The following is a 20,868-nucleotide window of genomic DNA, read 5'->3' as shown; positions in this document are numbered from 1 at the left end:
GGGCCATGTTCGGATCAACCCTGTGGCTGACCCTGGCAACCCTTACCGGGCTCGCGGCGGGGTTCGCCCGCGAGTGGCTGCTGGTGGCTGCCTGGGGCGCGGGCGGGCGCAGTGACGGCTTTTTAGTGGCCATGTTCCTGCCTGAAGCATTGCGCATGGCGCTGGCCGCAGGTTTGTTGAGCGCGGCCGCCTTGCCGTTGTATCAGCAACGCTCACCGCTGGCGCAACGCGCCTGGCTCAGCGCGCTGGCCCCTCGCCTGCTGCTGTGCGGACTGCTGCTGAGCGGGATTCTCGGCTTGGGTTCGCTGCTGTGGGTACGCCTGATCGGCCCCGGCCTCGACACTCAGGGCTACGAACTGGCCAGCCACAGCTTGCGCATTCTGGCGTGGTGCGCCCCGGGCTTTGTGCTCCACGGTTTGTTTTGCGTCCCTTTGCAAGCCCGCTCACGGTTCGTGCTGGCCGGCCTCGGATCGCTGCTGTTTAACCTGCCGCCGGTGGTGTACCTGGCGCTCTTGAAGCACCAATCCACCGCCGAAGGGCTGGCCAGCGCCTGCGTATTGGGCAGTGTGCTGATGCCGTCGGTGATGCTGCTGACGCTGTACCGCGACGGCTGGAAACCCTGGCAGATTGAGTCCGCGCCCGGTGCCAGCCGCGAGCTGCTGCAACGCATCGGCCCGTTGTTGAGCAGTAACCTGGCCAGTCAGGGGCTGGCTTTGCTGGAACGGATGGTCGCCTCGCTGCTGGGCGAAGGTTCGGTCACGTGGATCAACCTGGCGCGCAAGCTGATCAACCTGCCGTTGATTGCCCTCATGAGCCTCAATCAAGTGCTGCTGGGCCTGATGAGTGGCAGTTCGGGCGAGCAACGTCTGGGCCTGCTGCGCAAGGGGCTGGCCAGCGCCACCTTGCTGACCGTGCCCGCCGTGGCCGGTCTGATTGGCGCCGCTGGAGCGCTGGTGCACCTGCTGCTGCCCAACCAGGCGGCAGACAGCCCCTTGCCTGAGTTGCTGGCGTGGTTTTCGGTGCCCTTGATGTTTGGCGCGTGGAACGCACTGCTCGCCCGCTATGCCTACGCTGCTGGAGACACGCGCATGCCGCTGACGTGCGAACTGATCGGCAGCCTGCTCAACGCGGTCCTGTTGGCCGTATTGCCGTTTTTCTTTGGCTTGGTCGGGATTGCCCTGGCAGCGGTGGGAGGCGTGGTGCTCACCGGACTGCTGCTGATGCGCCGCCAACACCTGCTCGCCCACGTGCCGTGGCGCAGCCATTGGTTGCTCGGGTTGGGCATGATGCTGGTGTCGGCCCTGTTGCTGCACCCACTGCAGTCCATCTGGCTACAACTGGGCCTGAGCACTGCGTTCGGCGCATTGCTGATGCTGGCATTGGCCCTGTGGTTACGCCCTTGGGGCACGGACAAACCGGAGGTTCAATGAATTTGCTGCTCAGGGTTGCCTGCATTATCCCGACCTACAACGGTCGTCAGGAACTGGAGCGCCTGCTGGACTCACTGGCGCGCCAGAACGCCGAGTTCGACACGTTCATCGTCGACTCCAGCTCCCGTGACGGCACCTTCGAGCTGGCGCAGGCGCGCTGCCCGAACGTGCAGCGCATCGACAGCAAGGACTTTAACCACGGCGGCACGCGGCAGATGATGGTCGAGCGCAACCCGGACTACGATGTGTGCGTGTTCATGACCCAGGATGCCTATCTGGACGACCCCGACGCGCTGGCCGCGCTTGTTCGCCCGTTTAGCGACCCGTCTGTGGGCGCGGTGTGCGGGCGGCAGTTAGCGCATTTGGATGCCGTGCCGTTGGCGCAACATGCGCGGCACTTCAACTATCCGCCCACCTCGCAGCTCAAAAGCCTCGACGATGCGGCGCAGTTGGGGATCAAGACCGCGTTCATGTCCAACTCGTTTTCCGCGTATCGGCGTGATGCGCTGATCGCCGTGGGTGGCTTTCCAAACCATGTGATCCTGTCTGAGGACATGTACGTCGCCGCCAAAATGTTGCTGGCTGGCTGGAAAGTCGCGTACGAAGGCCTGGCGTGCTGTCGGCACTCGCACAACTATTCGCTCAAGGAAGAGTTTCGCCGCTACTTTGACATTGGCGTTTTTCAGGCCCGCGAGCCGTGGATCCGGCAGACGTTTGGCGGGGCCGGGGGTGAAGGGTTGCGCTACGTGAAATCCGAACTGACGTTTTTGGGCCCCCGGCGCGTGCTCGACTGGCCCGGCTCGCTGCTGCGTAACGCGGTCAAACTGGGGGCTTACAAACTGGGTCAGCAGGAGCGACGCTTGCCCACTCGCTGGAAGAAAAAACTCGGCATGTACCAACGCTATTGGGACGGGCCGTTTGCCTGAGTCGTGCGATGGCTGCATCACGTGCAGCCATCGCGCGGATCGTCAGTAACGGCGCAGGGGTTAGCCCAGCACCTCGCTCAACGGAATAAACCCGACCTCATCGCCTGGCGCCAGCGTGCTGCCTTCACGCACTTCCACCAGCCCTTCGGCCCACGCGGCGCTACGCAGCACGCCGGAACTCTGGTTGTTGTAGAGGACTGCATGGCCTTGCTCCAGACGCCCGCGCAAGTACTCGCGACGATTGCCCGGCTTGGCCCAGACGAAACCGGCTGGCACCTGGAAGGTCAGCGGCTCGACCGCCTGCACCCCTTGACGGCGCAGCAGGTACGGGCGCGCCAACAAGGCAAACGTCACCAACGTCGAAGCCGGGTTACCCGGCAACCCGATGACCGGCACGCCACGGTAGTGGCCACAGGTCAAAGGTTTACCGGGTTTGATCGCCAGCTTCCACAGCGCCAGCTCACCTTCTTCACGCAGGGCAACCCCCAGAAAGTCAGCTTCACCGACCGAAACGCCGCCGGTGGAGAGAATCAGATCCACCTCGCCCAACTCAATCAGGCGCTGGCGGGTGGCAGGCAGGTCATCCGGCAAGATGCCTGCATCGAGCACGTCACACCCCAGACGGCTCAGCCAACTGCACAGCAACACACGGTTACTGTTGTAGATCTGCCCCGGCCCCAATGGCTGCCCTGGCTCTATCAGTTCATCGCCTGTCGACAATACAGCCACGTTGACCCGGCGAATCACGTCAAGCGTGGCGCAGCCCAACGACGCGGCCAGTCCTTGTTCGATCGGCCCAAGGCGGGTGCCTGCGGGCAGTACCACCTCACCGACGGTGGTTTCTTGCCCTTGCGGGCGAATGTTCTGATTGACGCGCAACGGTTGGCTGAACACTACCCGGCCATCGGCCTGTACCTGCGCGTTTTCCTGCATTTCGACGCAATCCGCCCCGGCAGGCACCGGCGCGCCGGTGAAGATCCGCGCGCAGGTGCCGGGAGTCAGCGCCTCGGGCGCCTGACCGGCAAAAATACGCTGGCTGACAGGCAACGGCTCCCCGGTCCAGTCGGCCAGGTTCAGCGCATAACCGTCCATGGCGCTGTTCGGCCAGGGCGGCAAGTCCAGGGTGGCGATCAGATCCTGAGCCAGCACTCGCCCCTCGCAGGCCGCCAGTGGCAACGTCTCGGTGTCGCGAATCGGCGCGGCTTCAGCCAGTGCCAGCAGGCGCGCCAGTGCCACTTCAACCGGCATCAACTCGCCGGTACGGCCCGGCTTACCCACGGGTTTCACAGGCCGTTGCCTGCTTCAGATGCGCCACGAAATTGCATGGGCGATGACGGGCGTCCAGTTGTTCGGCCAGAATCCCGTCCCACCCCGTGCGCACAGCATTGGTCGAACCCGGCAGGCAGCACACCAACGTGCCGTTGGCCAGACCGGCCAGCGCGCGCGATTGCACGGTCGAGGTGCCGATGTCGGCCACGGAAATCTGCCGGAACAACTCACCAAAGCCATCCACCTGTTTGTCCAGCAGGCAACTGACGGCCTCAGGCGTACTGTCGCGGGCCGTAAAACCGGTGCCGCCGGTGATCAGCACCACCTGAACCTCATCCTCGGCAATCCACTGCGCGACTTGGGCGCGAATTTTGTACAGGTCATCCTTGAGCAACACACGTGCCGCCAATCGATGGCCCGCTTCAGTCAGGCGGTCGACAAACACCTGACCCGAGGTGTCGGTGTCGAGGGTGCGGGTATCGCTGACGGTCAGAACAGCGATGTTCAAAGGTACGAAAGGCGCATCAACCTTGGCTTTCATAGACGAGGTCCAGTTGTAGGAAGAACAGCCCGGTGTTATATCACAGCCCTTCTTTTGCCTGACTGCGCGGAGTCAATTCATGAACCGGTTACCTTGTTCCATCCTGCTTCTGGCGGGCGGACGCGGCCAGCGCATGGGCGGGCAAGATAAAGGGCTGGTGCAATGGCAGGGTCAGCCGCTGATCGCCCATGCCCTGCACGTGGCACGTCCCTTCACCGATGACCTGATTATTTCCTGCAACCGTAATCGCGAGCGCTACGCAGCCCTGGCCGATCAACTGGTCAGCGATGGCAACGACGACTTCGACGGGCCATTGGCCGGGATCCGCGCGGGTCTGGCAGCAGCACGGCATGCCCATCTGCTGGTGCTGCCCTGTGACGTACCGAAGATCGACGCCGCACTGATTGCCCGGTTGCTCGATACGGCAGGTCAGCACCCCGGCCGACCGGTCATGGTGCGCCAGGGCCAACAGTGGGAACCCTTGCTCTGCGTCATCCCCGTGAACCAGCGCGGCGTGTTTGATAATGCCTGGGCAAACGGCGAACGCAGCCCGCGCAATATCATGCTTAAGCTCAATGCACACGCTTGCGAGTGCGTAGACAATGACCCGCGGCTGGTCAATTTCAATACCCCGGATTTACTGGACTAACCGCAATAGCTATTCTTGCGCCACTCTTCAGGGAACTTGCAGACGCTGTATACGTCTCAGGGTCAGTTACCTATCACGCACATTCATTTGTTGGAGAAACACCATGACTCATCGGACTCTCGCCGCTCTCATGCTCACTGCTGGCCTGGCCGCCCTTGCTGGCTGTGCTTCGCCAACCGTGATCACACTCAACGACGGTCGTGAAATCCAGGCAATCGACACGCCTAAGTACGATGAAGATTCGGGCTTCTACCAGTTCAAACAATTGGACGGTAAAGAAACCCGCATCAACAAAGATCAGGTTCGCACCGTTAAAGAGTTGTAAGTTTCATGCATTAAGACAAAACCCGCCTGGTGCGGGTTTTGTTGTTTATGGCTCCCCGCGTGTTGTTTCTTACCAGTCGAGGCTGATCTGACTCTCGAAAAAACGCGCCTGACCTGTCACAGGGTCGGTAAAGCGCAACGTCTTTGCCAGTAGTTTCAACGGGTTGGCATAGTCATCCTCAGCATCCTTGATCACCTGTGGGTAAAACGGGTCGTTGCAAATCCCCGCCCCCAACGCCGCCATATGCACCCGCAATTGATGCTTCTTGCCGGTCACCGGCGATAACCCGTAACGCCACAAGTCGCCATTTTTTTCGATCACGCTTACGTGCGTCTCGGTGTTGCTGACACCTGGGCCTTCTTGCATGCGGAAGAACGGTTCGCCATCAATCAATCGGCTTTTATGCACCAGGGGCAGTGGCAGATCCGGCAACGCTGGCGCAATGGCTTCGTAGTGCTTGTCGATTTTGCGCGTCGGAAACAACGACTGATACGCCGAGCGACTCGCCGGGTTGGCCGAGAACAGCACCAGCCCGGCGGTGTGACGATCAATACGGTGCAGCGGCACCAAATTCGGATTGCCCAGGGTGCGAATCAACCGACGCAACAGGGTCTGTTCCACGTATTCCCCCGCAGGCGTCACCGGCAAAAAGTGAGGCTTGTCGGCCACCACCAAATGCTCATCGGCATAGTGGATGGTCTCTTGCACAGGGATCGGCGTTTCGTTGGGCACTTCACGAAAATAGTGAATGCGCAGGCCTTCCTTGTACGCCAACTGCGGGCTGACAGGCTCCCCGTGGGCATCCAGCACCCGACCGCGGGCCATACGATCGAGCCATTGCTCGCGGCTGATTGCGCGAAAGTGATCACACAGGCAGTCGAGTACCGTCGACCACTGGCCGGGCGGTAGATACAGGGTGCTGGCTTGATGCGCGGCGGCGTTGAAAACAGGGGGCGACATAGTGGGCTCGGGCAATAAAAAAGCAGTCGGGATTATCGCCCAGCGTCCCCGTTCAAGAAACCGCCAATCGCATCCCACCCTATATATGTAGCCATTTCCGGCGTTTATGCCGGTACACACTGCTCACGTTTCCCTCCCCCTCCCGGCTATCGGCTGGACCGAGATACAAGGCCGGGGTATCAGAATTTTCGTGAGTGATGCCCATGAGTGATGTCTTTCATTTGTCGGATGCCTTGAGCGCCGAACTGGTTTCGTTGAGCCCCCCTGCAGAACGGCAGCATGTCCAGAAGTGGACAGCGCTGGACGTCGAGATCCAAACACTACTGGCGCAACAGCCCACCGTTGAATCCGTGCTGCAAGAAGCGTTGAACACAACCTTCCCTGACGCAACCGACCCGCTTGACCCGGAGCGTCTGCTGGTGATCGTCAAACCCAGCGGCGAGACGTCCTCCTCTGTAAGACCGCAACCGTTAAGCGTGTTGGACACGGTTCTGGATACCTTCCGTACCGGTCTTTACCCGCGCTACCCAAAAGAACGAACCTTTATTTCCACGCAGGTCGAGGCGACAAACTCACTTCTGGATATCGCCCTTTTTGAGGGCTTTTGTGGCGACGTCCGCCAACACTTACAACGCTACCTCAAGCAACAAACGACAGCGTTCTGGCACGCACAAACACCTCTGACCGGCACCCGTACCCGCAAAGCCTGGTTACAGGAAAAGCTCAGTGAGTTGCTGACCGTCGAATCTCAACTGCTGTCATTCGACGGCACCCTGATTCCGGATCATCGCGTGCTGATCGATCACATCGTGCGCTACCCGACTGTCACGGCACGCGGAGCATTGCCCGCGTTTTCACGACCCGCCGTCTACGCCCTCGCACTGAAAACCGAGGACGACCCAGCCTTGGCTGATTTGGCGGGCGCATTTGTCATTACCGCCCGGGATGGCACCGGTGCGGACGATGCAGCCGGGGCGTATGCGATTCCTGTCAAAACAGCGGCTGTGCAGATCAGCGCCAGCGCCGATGCTGGCACCGTGGTGCTGTACACGCCTTCCGGTGGCCTGTCGGGTTTTACCTCGTTGAAAGCCTTGCACGATGAAATCGAACGCCGCTGGCGCAGCACGTCAGAATTTGAGTCGCTGCTGGAACTGCTTTCGACCCAGGACCTGAAGCGGGTCCTGACGTGGGATAAAGGGCCGCAGGCGCCGCTGGGGCTGGTGTTCACCGAGATAGAGGGCTCCCTGTTCGAGCACCTATTCAGCGCCCATGACCAGCAGCGTGAACAGAATATTTTCCACGTCCTGCTCCATTCGGCTAACCGCTCAGTCACGCAAATCAGCGAAGGCTTGGCGCACGTTGTCGACTACGCGCATCGTTTTAAACAGGCCAATGCGCTGAATGCGCGATCCGTTAAACGCATCGCACTAAAAGCCCGTGAATGGCTGCTTAAAGCCAACAGCGCCGATCGTCAGGCCTGGCTGGATGCGTCTGAGCACTATCGCCTGATGAGCCTGCTGGCCAATGAAAACGGTGAGCCTTCAGCCGAACAATTTGGCGACAGGCCCTTCTTGCTGCGCTATGCGCGTGAACAATTGCAGCAACATATTCAGGTGCACTATGGGCTGAACGTAGATCCCGACACGGTCCTGATCACCGTCACCGCTGCCGAGCGAGGGGCCGGGCCGGTTATTCCGCCGACAGCTTGGGCCCCCACCTCCTACACGGCAGTAAACAGCCTTTCGCGTACCGGACCTACGATCAGGCTGAGCAGCACCACACGAACAATGACGGAACTGGCCATCGAAAACGTCAGCAAATTTGACATTGACTACGCACTGACGGCCCGCGTGACCACCGTTCATAACAGCGATACCGCCGCAGCTCCGCTCAATGCAGCGCAAATCAAAGCCATTATCCGAACCGTCAATATCGGTGATAACTACCCCGCCTATCTGCACGATGCACTGATCGATTCGCCCAAGGCCGTGGCGCGACGTGAAACCGCCATGCGGCTGATGCATGCGCAAATGCAGGTGGATGCACTGGAGGCCAAGATCAACGGTGATTTTTCGCCCGATCGCGTTGACCGGGGATATCGATGGGTGGAAGCGGCGCTTAAAGCGGCCGAAAATCCGGAGCTCACGGCGACCTTTGAAGGGCATGCCCTTGCCACCTTCCAACTGCTCATCAGCGAAGCCACCGTGCGCGGTGTATTGATCTTTGGTACACCTGCAACCCATCCAATCGACAGCACGCTGGTGATGCTCGATATTATTGCGCCGCCCCCCCATTTCCCCGTCAAGTCGCTGGTGGTGTACACCCCGTATGCGCCGGACGGAAAACGATTCAGGGAGTTCGAAAGCCGCCAGCATTTTGCTAGGCATTTTCTGGGCAACCCGCAGTTGCTCGACTACTTTGTTTCGCGCGTCAGTCAAGGCAATAAGGCGCGGGTCCGTCTCTTGCTTGAGCAAGGATTGAGAGCACCCGATATCAAGCTCATACCTATTGCAGGCAATTTCATCGAGCAAGCCTGCTTGGCCGAAGCGCGGCATGGCATCGCCAATGCCGAAGCACTGAGTACCTCCACCTCCGAAATCAATCAGCTCACGGTCTGGAACAGCATTGAAACGGTGGTGGACGTGGTGACCATGCTACTGCCTTTAAAAGTGACCGCGCCCATCGCCTTGGGACGCAGCCTGATGTCGCTGTGGCGTTTCATCGACGCCCTTAAACGCGACAGCCAGAGGGAAGCCATCGGGCATTGGGTGGGCATGATTGCGCATTGGGCAGACGCCAGCATTGATATCGGCGTTGGCTTCATTCGCGGGCCTAAAACGATTGCTACCCCCGCTCCCCCCCTTGATCCAAAACTGAGTTACAGCCACAGCGTGTCTGACCTGACCTTGCGCAGCGATGGCATTTATCAGGGCATTTATGAAAGAGCCCCCTCGGGCAGCGGCTCGTTACAGCATTTCATTCATCAAGATGAGCATTGGTTTCAAATCGTCCACGACTCGCACCTGAACCTGTGGCGGGTGATCGACATGCGCAATCCACAAGCCTGGTATCGCTCCCCCATAGCCCGTGACAGCCAGGGCGTGTGGCGCATCGAAACAGCGCAGGCAGGCTTGCTGGGCGGGATTCGCTCCACACTCGCGCCGTTTCGGGTACGTGTTGCATTCCCCAATTTCAGCTTTAGAGAAGCGCGAAAACTGCTTGATCAATTTGACTTCCCCCCTGCCAGTCAAATGCGGCTGGAATTGGACCTGGCGGAATACCTGGTCAAACATCACGTGTTTCCGATCTGGTCCAGGCAGTACTTGAAACCCGGACTGGGGGAAGCAGCCGCCCGGGTACAGCCGAGCACTTCCAGCAGCACTGTGGGCCTGAGCAATAAACGCAAGCTTGCGGAACCCGCCGGGGATTTCCCGCGCAACGCGCCAAAACAGCCTGTGGTTTCGACCACGACGGTGGTGATTGAACCCCTGAACAACACGAGCTGGAAACACTGGGGGCAAGCCCTGGAAGCAACACAGTTGACCCCGGTCAGCCTGAACCCGCCCATCTCCAAAGTCACCGATGCAAAAGGAACTTACCGGGTCATTAACATTGACGAGCTGTATTACGAGATATTGCCACAGGGCAATCTCCCCCAAGGCAACCGGGTGTTCATCCGCTACCCCGACAAACCCTGCAACACGTATGAACAGTTAGGTTTGCTGATTCACCAGAGCCGTTACCTGCAACCCCGGCTGGCCGAGTTCATTAATGGCCAATGGGTTGTCCACCCGCCGTTTTTCCATAAGTCGCTGGCCCAGTTTGTCGGTTCTCTTTTGCCGGCCCTGACACCTGTTTCAAGGAGTGCAGTGGCAAAAAGGCTGTATCAATTCGCCGATACCTCCAGCCCCGACCTGACCCCGAAACGCATGCGCACTATCAACAACACTTTGCATGGTTGGCGCACAGGCAACGCCGTCCCAGACCATCTCCATCTTGGGGACCCGCTCGCCCTGCTGGCGCAAAAAGGCACAGCCGCCGGCAATAAGACCTTCACGCTCGGGCAACTGGCACGCACATCATTCTTCAATCAGCTGGATCTGATTCTGCTCGCCAGCGAACGCTTGCTACTCAATGAACCGTTGGGCCTGAACAACATGATGAGACGTGTGCTGGAGCGCCTCGGCTATCAAATTTATCCGGACATCCCAAGTGCCACTGAATTGGTGTTCCGCCGCAAGGGGGCCGCAACCATGAACTATCTACAGCTGCACAGCATCAACTCGCCGCAGATCTCGCTAGCCAAAACCCTGTCGGAGTCGATCGAGGCCATGATCCAGCGCAACCCGTTGTCACCGCTGTCGCTGGCCATGAAAACAGCCCGCCATGAAGGTAAATTACTGGCGTTTTTAGGAGGGGTCATGCAGACGCCACTCGCTGACGTGCCCACCGGGTTTATTTATAGGGCGTGACACACATAGGCAGGCTCTCAGCTGCAGGCCGTGCGGCCTGCAGCTGGAGGGTTAACAATCCATAACGCGCAAAAAACCAATCGCCTGCTCTACATCAAAAGGCCAGTCCAGCTCAGCCCCCGTGTCCACACGGCGTAATACCGGAATACGCAAACTATAGGTGTCAAAAAACGCGGGTTCTTCGGCGATATCGATCAGTTCTACCAACAGCCCATGTTCGATAAGCGGCATCAATTGCGCTTCCGCGATCTCACACAGATGACAGCCCAATGTGCCGAACAGTTGACATTCGGGAAGCATGATTTTCGACCTGAAGGAAATAAGCCGCCATTTTAAGAGCCTCCCATGCCGTCGTCGACCTGCAATCAAACTGCACAGTCATTTGGCCGGGCCTGTTTGCGAATGCCGTGGACTGACTGCAAATGTTCGGGCGCAATAGGCCGTTGCCCAATCCAGCACCGGTTTCTCGAAAAAACGATACGCCAGTGCCCCGTAACACAACACGGCCGCCATCATCAGCAGCAGGAAAACAGCATTGTCCCAAGGGCTGGCAGGCCACACCCCGACCCGTTGCCACAGATGACCGATCACACCCAGCACTAACAGGTGCGACAGGTAGATCGTGTAGGACATATCACCGGTAAAGATCAGGAACGCAGGCACGCGGATCCGTTTACGGCGCTCCAGCAGCACCAGTGCGCCCACCAGTGCGCCAAAAACACCACCGACCGATAGCATGCGCATCAGCCCCTCGGCAGCAAATAACTGATAGCCATAGATCAAGGGAAAACCGATACACAGAGCGGCTATCAGCGTTGCCCACACCCAGGGCGTCGGCAACCTGGCGCTGAATTTGCTGTAAAAAAACAAGGCCAGCGCACTGCCCGCGATGAACTCAAGCGCATACGGGTGAAGCATGATTTTCAATGCCGGGTTGAAGTCCTGCCAATTGGCAGACACGTTGAAGCCAATCAACCCGATCGCCCACACCCCCAGCAGCAGTGGCAGGTGTTTCTCCTTGAACAACAGCAAGCCGGTAAACACCAGGTAAAACCACAGTTCAAAGACCAGTGACCACGCCACCATCACCAACAACACCCGGTCATTGGGCAGCAGCAGGAACGACATTAGCCAGTTAGAACTGCCGTGGGAGGTGTTCACGACACCTGGCAGGGCCAGGGTCACCCCCAAAGTAATAAAGAAATACAGCCAGTAATTGGGGTAAATACGTGAGAGTCGATTAAACACAAAGCGCTGGGTCTGCACTTTGTTTTGAAAACGGCCACGGGTGACGATCACCATAACAAAGCCACTGATGACAAAAAAAAGATCGACGCCCAGTTGGAAAAAATTCACCAATGCTGGCAATAGAAGATCGCCCCCGGAATACTTCGCTTCAACCGAGGCCATGTGAAATACAACCACCCCCAGAACGGCAGCGCCTCTCAAGCCTTGGAGGGAATACAGACGTTCCATAACGCTCCTGACGACTACGCTTGTTCAACATCCCATTAAACTGCTGGTTCTGAGCATAGCGAAGGACCGTGATTTTGGAATTTTGCTCTCAAAGAATGATGCATATCAGCGCCAGCCCCCCTCATTTGCTGGAAGCTCGCGACTTTTTTATTTGAACTCACAGGGAAGACGTTTGTGTTTGCCAATTTATTGATCATCCTCGCCTCATCACTGGTGGTGATTGCCTTTTTCAGGCGATTGAAGCTGCCCCCGGTGCTGGGCTATCTGTGCGTGGGCCTGTTCGTGGGGCCAACCGCTCTGGACTGGATCAACGACAGCCCGGACTTGCCCGATCTGGCCGAACTTGGCGTCGTGTTTCTGCTGTTTTCGCTGGGGCTGGAGTTTTCGTTGCCCAAAATGCTGGCACTGCGCAAGGTGGTGTTCGGGCTGGGCAGCCTGCAAGTGGTGTGCACCTCGTTGGTGCTGGGGGGGTTGCTGTACGCCTTTGGCATGAGCCTGAATGCCGCCTTCCTGCTCGGTGCCGGCCTCGCGCTGTCATCCACGGCCATCGTCAGTAAGGAACTCACCAGCCTGGGGGAAATTTTCAGTCGCCATGGCCAGAACGCAATTGGCGTCTTGCTGTTTCAGGACGTCGTGGCGGTACTTTTGCTGACCCTGGTGCCGGTGTTTGCCGGCAGCAGCGATCAGGCCTGGTATTGGGCGTTGCCCGTCACACTGGGCAAGACCGTGATTCTGTTTGTCGGCTTGCTGTTGGCCAGTCGCTTTCTATTACCGCGCCTGTTTCATGAAGTCGCAGCCTCGCGCTCGGCAGAGCTGTTTGTATTGCTGGCCCTGGTCATCGTGCTGCTGACGGCGTGGCTTACCCACTTGTTAGGGTTGTCGCCGGCACTGGGGGCATTCCTCGCTGGCATGCTGCTGGGTGAAAGCCATTACCGTCATCAAATCGAAGCAGACATTCGCCCGTTCCGTGACATTTTGCTGGGCCTGTTCTTCGTCAGTATCGGCATGCTGATTGATCTGCAGTTGTTCGTGCATGACGGTTTTCTGATTCTGGGGCTGACCCTGGCGCTGTTGCTGATCAAGGGCGCCGTGGTTGCGCTGCTGGTCAAAATGCGCGGCAGCGATGGCGAGACCGCGTGGCGCAGTGGCCTGGCCCTGGCCCAAGGCGGCGAGTTCTGTTTCGCGCTGATGGCGCAGATGCAGAGCAGTGCCCTGATCCCGCCAGAAATGGCCGGTTACCTGCTGGCTGCCACCTTCTGCTCCATGCTGCTGACGCCTTTGCTGTTACGCGCAGCGCCACAAATTGCGGCCAGCTTGCACCGCAAGTCCAACGAGGAAGCGGAACTGGAAGAAATCGCCGCACAGAACGCCGAATTACACGGGCATGTGGTGATGTGCGGGTACGGCCGTGTCGGCCAGTCCATCGGACGCTTCTTGCGCAGTGAGCAGCATGAGTTCGTCGCGCTGGATTACGACCCGGATCGCATTCAGGAAGCGGCCAAAGTCGACAGTTGCGTGCATTACGGCGATGCTCGCCGCGGGGATTTACTGCGGGCGGTGGGCCTGGACCGTGCGCGCTTGCTGGTGATCGCCGTCGACAATACCGACGTGGCCATGTGCGTGCTCAAGGAGGCGCGTTTAATCACAATCGATGTGCCTGTATTGGTGCGCACCCGCGACGACAGTCTGCTCACCGAACTCAAAGCCGCCGGAGCAACTGAAGTGGTGCCGGAGCTGCTGGAGTCGAGCCTGATGCTGGCCTCCCACGCACTGATCCTTCTGGGCATACCGGAGCGCAGTGTGCGCCACCGGGTCGATGAGGTCCGTCACAACCGCTATCACTTGCTGGACGGCTGCCTGGATAATGCTGACGCACGCGAAACCCCGGGGTTCACCCGCGAAGGTGAGTAATTTAAGGTAAGGTCTTGTCACAACCGAGGGTGAACATCTCAGACGCCGGCATGCCCGGCGACAGATTTTCAGTGAACCTTCAATCCATGCCTACACTCTGAACCATCAAGAAGCCACTCACGGAGATCATCATGGCCCGCAATACAGCAAAAAATGCGCAAGAGATTTTGATGGCTGACTTCCAGACGCTGGTTGCCGACACCGAACGTTTGCTGGAACACACAGCCTCTTTGGCTGGCGATCAGGCTGACGAACTGCGTTCACAGATCAAGGACAGCCTGCTAAAGGCCCGTGAATCACTCGAACAAACCAAGGAAACCCTTCAGGAGCGCGGGCAGGCTGCTGTGGTCGCTACCGAAGATTATGTCCAGGCCAACCCTTGGCAATCGGTCGGTATTGCTGCTGGCGTGGGCTTTTTGATCGGCTTGCTGGCGACTCGGCGCTGAATATGACAGAAGAATCCGGATCCCCTCGTTCCTCACCCCGGCGCCTGGGTGCCGCGTTTCTGGGCTTGTTGCACAGCCATGTCGAGTTGCTCGGCATTGAGTTTCAAGAACAGAAAGCGCGTACGGTCAGTCTGTTGCTATTTGCGGGGCTGGCACTGGTGTTCGGTCTGTTGTTGCTGATCGGGCTCTCGGCACTGGTGCTGGTTCTGGTCTGGGACAGTTATCGTCTGGCCGGCATCATCGGACTGTGCGTGTTTTATGCGCTGGCCGCCATTTTCTGCGGCCTGCGCCTCAAAGCGGCGGTGTTCGATGAGTCCTCTCCTTTCAATGCCACGCTTGAAGAGCTGGCCAAAGACCGCGAGCGTTTGTTGCCATGAACCTGCCTGAAATGCCGCCAAAAGCGTCCCGGCGTGAAATGCGCAAAGTGCTGATTCGCTTGCGCATGGAGATGCACCGCCAGGAAATACGCCACGAAGCCCAGCAACTGATGCAACCTCTGCAGAAGATGCGCGGGATGACGACTAACTGGCAAGATAGCCTCGGCATCAAGCACGCCCCGTTATGGGGCGTGGCCGCTGTTACCCTGCTGGGCTTTCTGACAGGCAAAGGTGCACGCTCCAAGGGCACCGGCCGCATGTCACGCCTGATTGGCCTGACGACCGGTTTATTGCCGCTGATCAAACTGGTCATCCAGGGTACAGCGCGCAAGCCTTGAACATGCCTGACCGGCGCATCGCGTGACCGTTGTTTGAACGACGGTTGCGCGCTGCGCCTTTTTTTGCAACCTCCTCCCCCTTGCACCCTCCTGCGTGAAGCGAGAAGCTGAGCCCGGACTCACTGACGGAGCACTGCGCCTTGGATTGGCAAACCCTACTTAATCGCGAACGTCTCGGAAAACCCCATCACAGCCCGGAAGAACTAGGGCGCAGCCCCTTCCATAAAGATCATGACCGCATCATCTTCTCGGGTGCATTCCGCCGTCTTGGCCGTAAAACCCAGGTTCATCCGGTCACCAGCAATGATCATATTCACACCCGCCTCACCCATTCACTGGAAGTCAGTTGTGTCGGCCGCTCTTTAGGCATGCGCGTGGGTGAAACCCTGCGTGGCGCCCTTCCTGACTGGTGTGACCCCGGCGATCTTGGAATGGTGGTGCAGTCGGCTTGTCTGGCCCATGACATCGGCAACCCGCCTTTCGGGCACTCGGGCGAAGACGCCATCCGAAACTGGTTTCAACAGGCCGCTGGCCGCGGCTGGCTGGATGACATGAGTGACGCCGAGCGACTGGACTTCCTGAGTTTTGAAGGCAACGCCCAAGGCTTCAGGGTGCTCACGCAGCTGGAATATCACCAGTTTGACGGAGGCACCCGCCTGACCCACGCCACGCTGGGCACCTTCCTCAAATACCCGTGGACGGCAAAGCATGCCGATTCGCTCGGGTACAAAAAACACAAGTTCGGATGCTATCAGAGCGAGCTTCCCCTGCTTGAAGGGATCGCCCAGAAGCTGGGCCTCCCGCAACTCGAGGACGAACGCTGGGCACGTCACCCTCTGGTCTATCTGATGGAGGCAGCGGACGATATCTGCTATGCCTTGATTGACCTCGAAGACGGTTTGGAAATGGATTTACTGGCCTATCCGGAAGTTGAAGCCTTGCTGCTGGGGCTGGTAGGCGATGACTTGCCGCAGACCTATCGCCAGCTGGGGCCCAAAGACTCGCAACGGCGCAAGCTCGCCATTCTGCGCGGCAAAGCCATTGAACACTTGACCAATGCGGCGGCACGTACATTTGTCGAGCAGCAGGATGCATTGCTTGAAGGCACGCTGTCGGGCGATTTGGTCGAGCATATGCATGGTCCGGCAAAACGTTGCGTGCTGGATGCCAAAAACATGGCCAGGCACAAGATATTTCAGGACAAACGCAAAACCCTTCATGAGATTGGTGCTTATACGACGCTGGAGATCTTGTTGAATGCCTTTTGCGGGGCAGCGCTGGAGCAGCACAAAGGTCGTACGCCCTCATTCAAGAGCCGTCGCATCCTCGACTTGCTGGGTAATAACGCGCCAGCCCCTCACTGGCCACTGCACCGTTCCTTCATGCGCATCATCGACTTTATCGCCGGCATGACCGACAGCTACGCCACAGAAATGGCCAGGGAAATGACTGGCCGCTCAAGCCCTACCTGAGCCCCGCCCTCAATACAAGGCTAATCACGCTCAGCGATTAGCCTTGTATTGCACTGTCAGAAAATGACACCTCACGCGAAAGAATTAAAACCAAATACCCAAACACAACATGTAAACAACTTAAATATCTGTAGTCCATTTCCTTCAACATACTAAACCTAATCTTTGCATATCAAACATATCAGTCAAGAAACAGCCAAAGCTTTAAACAAACGGCACTTCCTCATATCAAGCAGCCGTGCTCTTGCGCCTTAATTTGCGTAGGATTTTTCCCATACTACGTTTGTAGGCCAAAGGGTTCGTGTGCCCACTCCTATAACTGAGCTATGGTGCGCGCTTTCTATACCGCGCTTAACAGGAATTAACTATGACCACCGTCTTTATTGTTGACGACCACCCGGTTATCCGGCTCGCTATTCGTATGTTGTTAGAACATGAAGGGTATGAAATAGTCGGTGAAACCGACAACGGTGTGGATGCCATGCAAATGGTGCGCGAATGTGTCCCGGACTTAATCATTCTTGACATCAGCATCCCGAAACTCGACGGACTGGAAGTGCTTGCACGCTTTAACGCCATGAATTCGACCCTTAAAACACTCGTCCTGACAGCGCAATCTCCTACGTTGTTCGCCATGCGCTGCATGCAATCCGGGGCCGCCGGGTATGTGTGTAAACAAGAAGAACTGAGCGAACTTGTCAGTGCAATTAAAGCTGTCTTCGCTGGCTACAATTATTTCCCCAGCCAGGCCTTGACACCAGAACGCCACGAGGGTGGTGATTATTCAGAGATCGAACTATTCAAATCGGTCAACGACCGGGAGCTGATGGTTTTGCAGCTGTTTGCACAGGGCAAAACCAACAAGGAAATAGCCAAAGGCATGTTTCTGAGCAACAAAACCGTGAGCACTTACAAGAAGAGACTCATGCAAAAACTAAAAGCGAATTCATTGGTTGATCTTATCGAATTGGCCAAACGCAATTCTTTAGTGTGAGAAACAGGATGCCCACGCGGTTAATACACTTCCTATCACTGATCGCAGGTTTCATCCTGTGCTACCCGGTATTGGCCCATGCCACCGGCCGTGACAACTATTCATTGCTAAGCCGCTCGGGCATCTATTATCAGGAAGCGCCTCTCGATAAGCATCAACGTACCTGGTTGCAGGAAAAGCGCATATTACGGGTGGGTATTTCGTCTCCGGACTACCCGCCTTTTGACATGACCACCAGTGGTCAGGACTACGAAGGGTTTACCGCCGATTACACGGGGCTTTTGTCTCAGGCTCTCAACGTGTCCATCCGGGTTCAACGCTTTACTTCACGAGACCAGGCGATTCAGGCACTCGTGGAAGGCACCATCGATATGCTCGGTACCTCAAATGGCTATGAAGCAGCGAACCCCGACCTGGTCCTGTCCATTCCCTACGCGGTTGACCAGCCTGTACTGGTAAGCCGCGAAGGGGAAAATCGCTCGCTGACCCAAGGTCTGCAAGGCCTGCGCCTGAGCATGGTGTACCACTATTTGCCACTGGAGGATGTCAAAAAGCTGTATCCCAAGGCAATTATCCAGTCCTACCCGTCCTATCAGAATGCAATAAATGCGGTAGCCTTCGATCAGGCCGATGTCTTTCTTGGCGATACAATTTCAACGCACTACATGATCAACAAGGGCTATTTGAAAAACATCAAAATGGCCAATTTCAGCAAGCATGAAGCGTATGGTTTCAGCTTCGCCGTGCACCGCGACAACCCCATGCTGCTCAACATTCTCAATACCACCCTGGCGGCCATCCCCAACAGCGAACGTGAAAGCATCGCCAAGCGTTGGAGCGCAGGTAGCGATATCCTGCTCTCCGACCAAAAACTTCAACTGACCGAGCGGGAAGAGCGCTGGCTGGCCAAACACCCCACGGTCAAGGTCGTGGTCAACGAAACCCTGGCCCCACTCAGCTTTTTCGATGCCGAAGGTAATTTTCGGGGCATTACCGCAGACCTACTTGAAATGATTCGACTGCGTACCGGATTACGTTTCGAGATCCAGCGAACCCGCAGTCTGGGCAACATGATCGACATGATCCAGCGTCACGAAACCGACATCATTTCAGCGATCAGCCCTTCGTTGTCCCGGGAGAGCCAGCTCCACTTCAGCCGCCCCTACCTCGAAAACTCTTTTGTTCTACTGACTGAAAAAGGCCATGACCACCCCTCAAATCTTGAACAATTAGCCGGTAAGCGTCTTGCACTGACGTTGGGCAATCCACTGACCCATTACCTGAAAAAAGAATTTCCCGACATTACCCTGGTTGAAACCGACGACATTTATCAGGCCACACAGCTATTGGCAGAAGGAAAAGTCGAGGGGGCGGTCAATACGTTGGTCATTGCCAACTACCTGCTGGCTTCCCAGCTTTTTCAGGACCGTTTACAAATCAGCGCCACGATCGGAACCCAACCCGCCACTTTCGCGTTGGCGACCGCCCGTGATGCCAGCGAATTGAGCACCATCCTCGATAAAGCCCTGCTCAGCATTGCTCCCGATGAACTGGGGATTATCAACAGTCGCTGGCGGGGCTATGTCCCAGCTTCTGACAGCTACTGGCGCAATTATCATCGCCTGATTTACCAAGTCATCATCGGTACCACGCTGCTGCTGCTACTGTCGCTGCTCTGGAATGCCTACATGCGCCGTCAGATCCAGCATCGCAAACGGGCGGAGCGCGCGCTAAACGACCAATTCGAATTCATGCGCGCACTGGTCAATGAGACCCCCCATCCCATTTACGTACGTGACCGTGAAGGCGTACTGAAAACCTGCAACGACAGTTACCTGAAAGCCTTTGCAGCCAAACGCGAGGATGTAATCGGCAAGACAGTCATCAAGTCCCGGCGTGCCATTAGCAATGAACACGAAGCACACGACTTCCAGGCGGACTACCTGCGCGTCATACGCGAAGGCACTCCATTGATCATGGACCGTCAACTGCACTTGGGCGATCAGGCCATCACGATCTATCACTGGATTCTCCCTTACCGGGATTCTCTGGGCGAAGTTCAAGGCATTATCGGGGGCTGGATTGACATCAGTGATCGTCGTCAACTGATGGACGAACTGCGTGCTGCCAAAGAGCGTGCAGATGAGGCCAACCGTGCCAAAAGCACCTTTCTGGCAACCATGAGCCATGAAATCCGTACGCCGATGAACGCAATGAACAGAGCCTTTTGTATAAAATGCTACAATCCAGAATTTCCGGGGCTTTCAGAGCATTATGACCTTCAAAAATCCACTGCCTCACGCCTTCTCTGACGTGTTCCAGAGCAATGAAACGATAAACGTATACAGTTACGTGCGTTTCTCTTCAAAAGCCCAGAGCCTAGGCTTTGGCGAGATTAGACAGATTGAGCAAATCAACCGTTTTTTCGAGCAATACCCCAGCGCTCGACAAGTCGAACGCTATGAAGACCTTGGGGTTTCGGCTTTTAAAGGCAAAAATCTCAAATCTGGACAACTCGCAAAATTCGTTGAACGTATCAAATCAAAAGAAATTCAACCTAACGCTTTACTTCTTGTCGAGTCATTCGACAGGATTTCGCGGGTCGGCGGGTATGACGCATTAGAACTAATCATCTCAATAATTCAATCAGACTGTGCAATATATACACTTTTCGATAATCGCTTATATTCAAAACGAAAAATAAACAGCAGTTCAGATATAAATCTTATTCAAAATATTCTTGAACGTGCTAATGATGAGAGCAGAGCGAAGAGCAGCAGAGTTTTAGACGCAAAAGCCCGAAATCTCGAAAAAGGGGCTAATGGTGGAATAGTAACTAAGCGCTGCCCTTTTTGGATTGATTTTATTGACGGAAAATTTGTATTAAACGAACACGCAAAAGCAGTAAAAAAAGCGACAGAGTTGTGCTTTGAAATGGGTTTTCAATTAATTTCAAAAGAACTAAACAAAGAGAGCAACGCAAGGAAATACACGGATAGCAGTGTCGGAAAATTTCTTCACAAACCAGCAATTTACGGCTCTTTTCTCGCGATGAAAAACGATGAAAATGGCAGGCGAACAATCGTTAACAAAGAGATTAAAAACTACTATCCTGCGATTATCAGTGAGTCAGAATTTCACAGAATTAGTGCAAAACTAAGGAATCTCCGAACAAGCCTTCAGTTATGCGAGAATCCCCGCAACACCTGATCCGAGCCGCCCATGAGCCAGATGAGCTTTTCCGACTTTGAGTACGCCGGCAAGCGCAAGCAAACCCGCCGA

The 20,868-nt window shown here is 56.7% G+C and carries 17 protein-coding genes and 1 pseudogene; 13 read left to right on the top strand and 5 right to left on the bottom strand.

Annotation, left to right across the window (positions count from 1 at the left end; translation table 11 throughout):
• Positions 1-5 precede the first annotated feature (5 nt).
• Positions 6-1,430 carry a lipid II flippase MurJ gene (locus tag HBN61_RS15825; protein ID WP_169965758.1) on the top strand — a complete coding sequence of 475 codons (1,425 nt, stop codon included), beginning with the start codon at positions 6-8 and terminating at the stop codon, positions 1,428-1,430.
• A complete protein-coding gene (locus HBN61_RS15820; protein ID WP_170047131.1) occupies positions 1,427-2,356 on the top strand; it encodes a glycosyltransferase family 2 protein in 930 nt (309 codons plus the stop codon). Before HBN61_RS15825 ends, HBN61_RS15820 begins: the two co-directional genes overlap by 4 nt.
• Positions 2,357-2,416: 60 nt before the next feature.
• On the opposite strand, the gene HBN61_RS15815 is transcribed toward HBN61_RS15820, so the two are convergent.
• Entirely contained in the window at positions 2,417-3,604 is a 1,188-nt protein-coding gene (locus tag HBN61_RS15815) for a molybdopterin molybdotransferase MoeA (RefSeq protein WP_169965820.1), read from the bottom strand.
• A gap of 22 nt (positions 3,605-3,626) precedes the next feature.
• The gene (gene moaB / locus HBN61_RS15810) at positions 3,627-4,166 is read right to left on the bottom strand and encodes a molybdenum cofactor biosynthesis protein B (RefSeq protein WP_094995021.1); all 540 of its coding nucleotides are present in this window, start codon (positions 4,164-4,166) and stop codon (positions 3,627-3,629) included.
• A gap of 79 nt (positions 4,167-4,245) precedes the next feature.
• On the opposite strand from moaB, the gene mobA reads away from it, so the two are divergent.
• The gene (mobA, locus tag HBN61_RS15805) at positions 4,246-4,815 is read left to right on the top strand and encodes a molybdenum cofactor guanylyltransferase MobA (protein ID WP_169965761.1); all 570 of its coding nucleotides are present in this window, start codon (positions 4,246-4,248) and stop codon (positions 4,813-4,815) included.
• A gap of 103 nt (positions 4,816-4,918) precedes the next feature.
• Positions 4,919-5,140 carry a YgdI/YgdR family lipoprotein gene (locus tag HBN61_RS15800; protein ID WP_094995019.1) on the top strand — a complete coding sequence of 74 codons (222 nt, stop codon included), beginning with the start codon at positions 4,919-4,921 and terminating at the stop codon, positions 5,138-5,140.
• A 69-nt stretch (positions 5,141-5,209) separates the two neighbouring features.
• On the opposite strand, the gene HBN61_RS15795 is transcribed toward HBN61_RS15800, so the two are convergent.
• A complete protein-coding gene (locus HBN61_RS15795) occupies positions 5,210-6,100 on the bottom strand; it encodes a pseudouridine synthase (RefSeq protein WP_170047129.1) in 891 nt (296 codons plus the stop codon).
• A 203-nt stretch (positions 6,101-6,303) separates the two neighbouring features.
• On the opposite strand from HBN61_RS15795, the gene HBN61_RS15790 reads away from it, so the two are divergent.
• Positions 6,304-10,572, top strand: a complete 4,269-nt coding sequence (locus tag HBN61_RS15790) for a dermonecrotic toxin domain-containing protein (protein WP_170047127.1) — start codon at positions 6,304-6,306, stop codon at positions 10,570-10,572.
• Positions 10,573-10,623: 51 nt separating this feature from the next.
• On the opposite strand, the gene HBN61_RS15785 is transcribed toward HBN61_RS15790, so the two are convergent.
• The gene (locus HBN61_RS15785) at positions 10,624-10,872 is read right to left on the bottom strand and encodes a glutaredoxin family protein (protein WP_170047125.1); all 249 of its coding nucleotides are present in this window, start codon (positions 10,870-10,872) and stop codon (positions 10,624-10,626) included.
• Between the two features lie 78 nt (positions 10,873-10,950).
• Positions 10,951-12,048, bottom strand: coding sequence for an acyltransferase family protein (locus HBN61_RS15780; RefSeq protein WP_170047123.1), 1,098 nt, complete (start codon positions 12,046-12,048; stop codon positions 10,951-10,953).
• Positions 12,049-12,222: 174 nt separating this feature from the next.
• On the opposite strand from HBN61_RS15780, the gene HBN61_RS15775 reads away from it, so the two are divergent.
• The 8 genes and pseudogenes from HBN61_RS15775 (at position 12,223) to HBN61_RS15740 (ending at position 20,796) form a co-directional block, all read left to right on the top strand.
• Positions 12,223-13,959, top strand: a complete 1,737-nt coding sequence (locus HBN61_RS15775; protein ID WP_170047121.1) for a monovalent cation:proton antiporter-2 (CPA2) family protein — start codon at positions 12,223-12,225, stop codon at positions 13,957-13,959.
• Between the two features lie 131 nt (positions 13,960-14,090).
• Entirely contained in the window at positions 14,091-14,405 is a 315-nt protein-coding gene (locus tag HBN61_RS15770) for an ElaB/YgaM/YqjD family protein (protein WP_094995013.1), read from the top strand.
• A 2-nt stretch (positions 14,406-14,407) separates the two neighbouring features.
• Entirely contained in the window at positions 14,408-14,782 is a 375-nt protein-coding gene (locus HBN61_RS15765; RefSeq protein ID WP_094995012.1) for a phage holin family protein, read from the top strand.
• Positions 14,779-15,120, top strand: coding sequence for a hypothetical protein (locus HBN61_RS15760; RefSeq protein ID WP_094995011.1), 342 nt, complete (start codon positions 14,779-14,781; stop codon positions 15,118-15,120). Before HBN61_RS15765 ends, HBN61_RS15760 begins: the two co-directional genes overlap by 4 nt.
• Before the next feature lie 140 nt (positions 15,121-15,260).
• Entirely contained in the window at positions 15,261-16,592 is a 1,332-nt protein-coding gene (locus tag HBN61_RS15755) for a deoxyguanosinetriphosphate triphosphohydrolase (protein WP_170047119.1), read from the top strand.
• A gap of 367 nt (positions 16,593-16,959) precedes the next feature.
• Positions 16,960-17,586 (top strand): response regulator transcription factor, encoded by a 627-nt coding sequence (locus HBN61_RS15750; RefSeq protein WP_094995009.1) that lies wholly within the window; start codon positions 16,960-16,962, stop codon positions 17,584-17,586.
• An 8-nt stretch (positions 17,587-17,594) separates the two neighbouring features.
• A pseudogene (locus tag HBN61_RS15745) lies at positions 17,595-19,802 on the top strand (transporter substrate-binding domain-containing protein); the annotation flags it as partial.
• Between the two features lie 58 nt (positions 19,803-19,860).
• Entirely contained in the window at positions 19,861-20,796 is a 936-nt protein-coding gene (locus HBN61_RS15740) for a recombinase family protein (RefSeq protein WP_262498783.1), read from the top strand.
• The last annotated feature ends 72 nt before the right edge of the window (positions 20,797-20,868 follow it).

Source organism: Pseudomonas sp. WS 5071, from assembly GCF_012985765.1.
GTDB lineage: Bacteria > Pseudomonadota > Gammaproteobacteria > Pseudomonadales > Pseudomonadaceae > Aquipseudomonas > Aquipseudomonas lundensis_A.
Note: the sequence above shows the minus strand (reverse complement) of the source record. Positions and strands in the feature narration are given on the sequence as shown.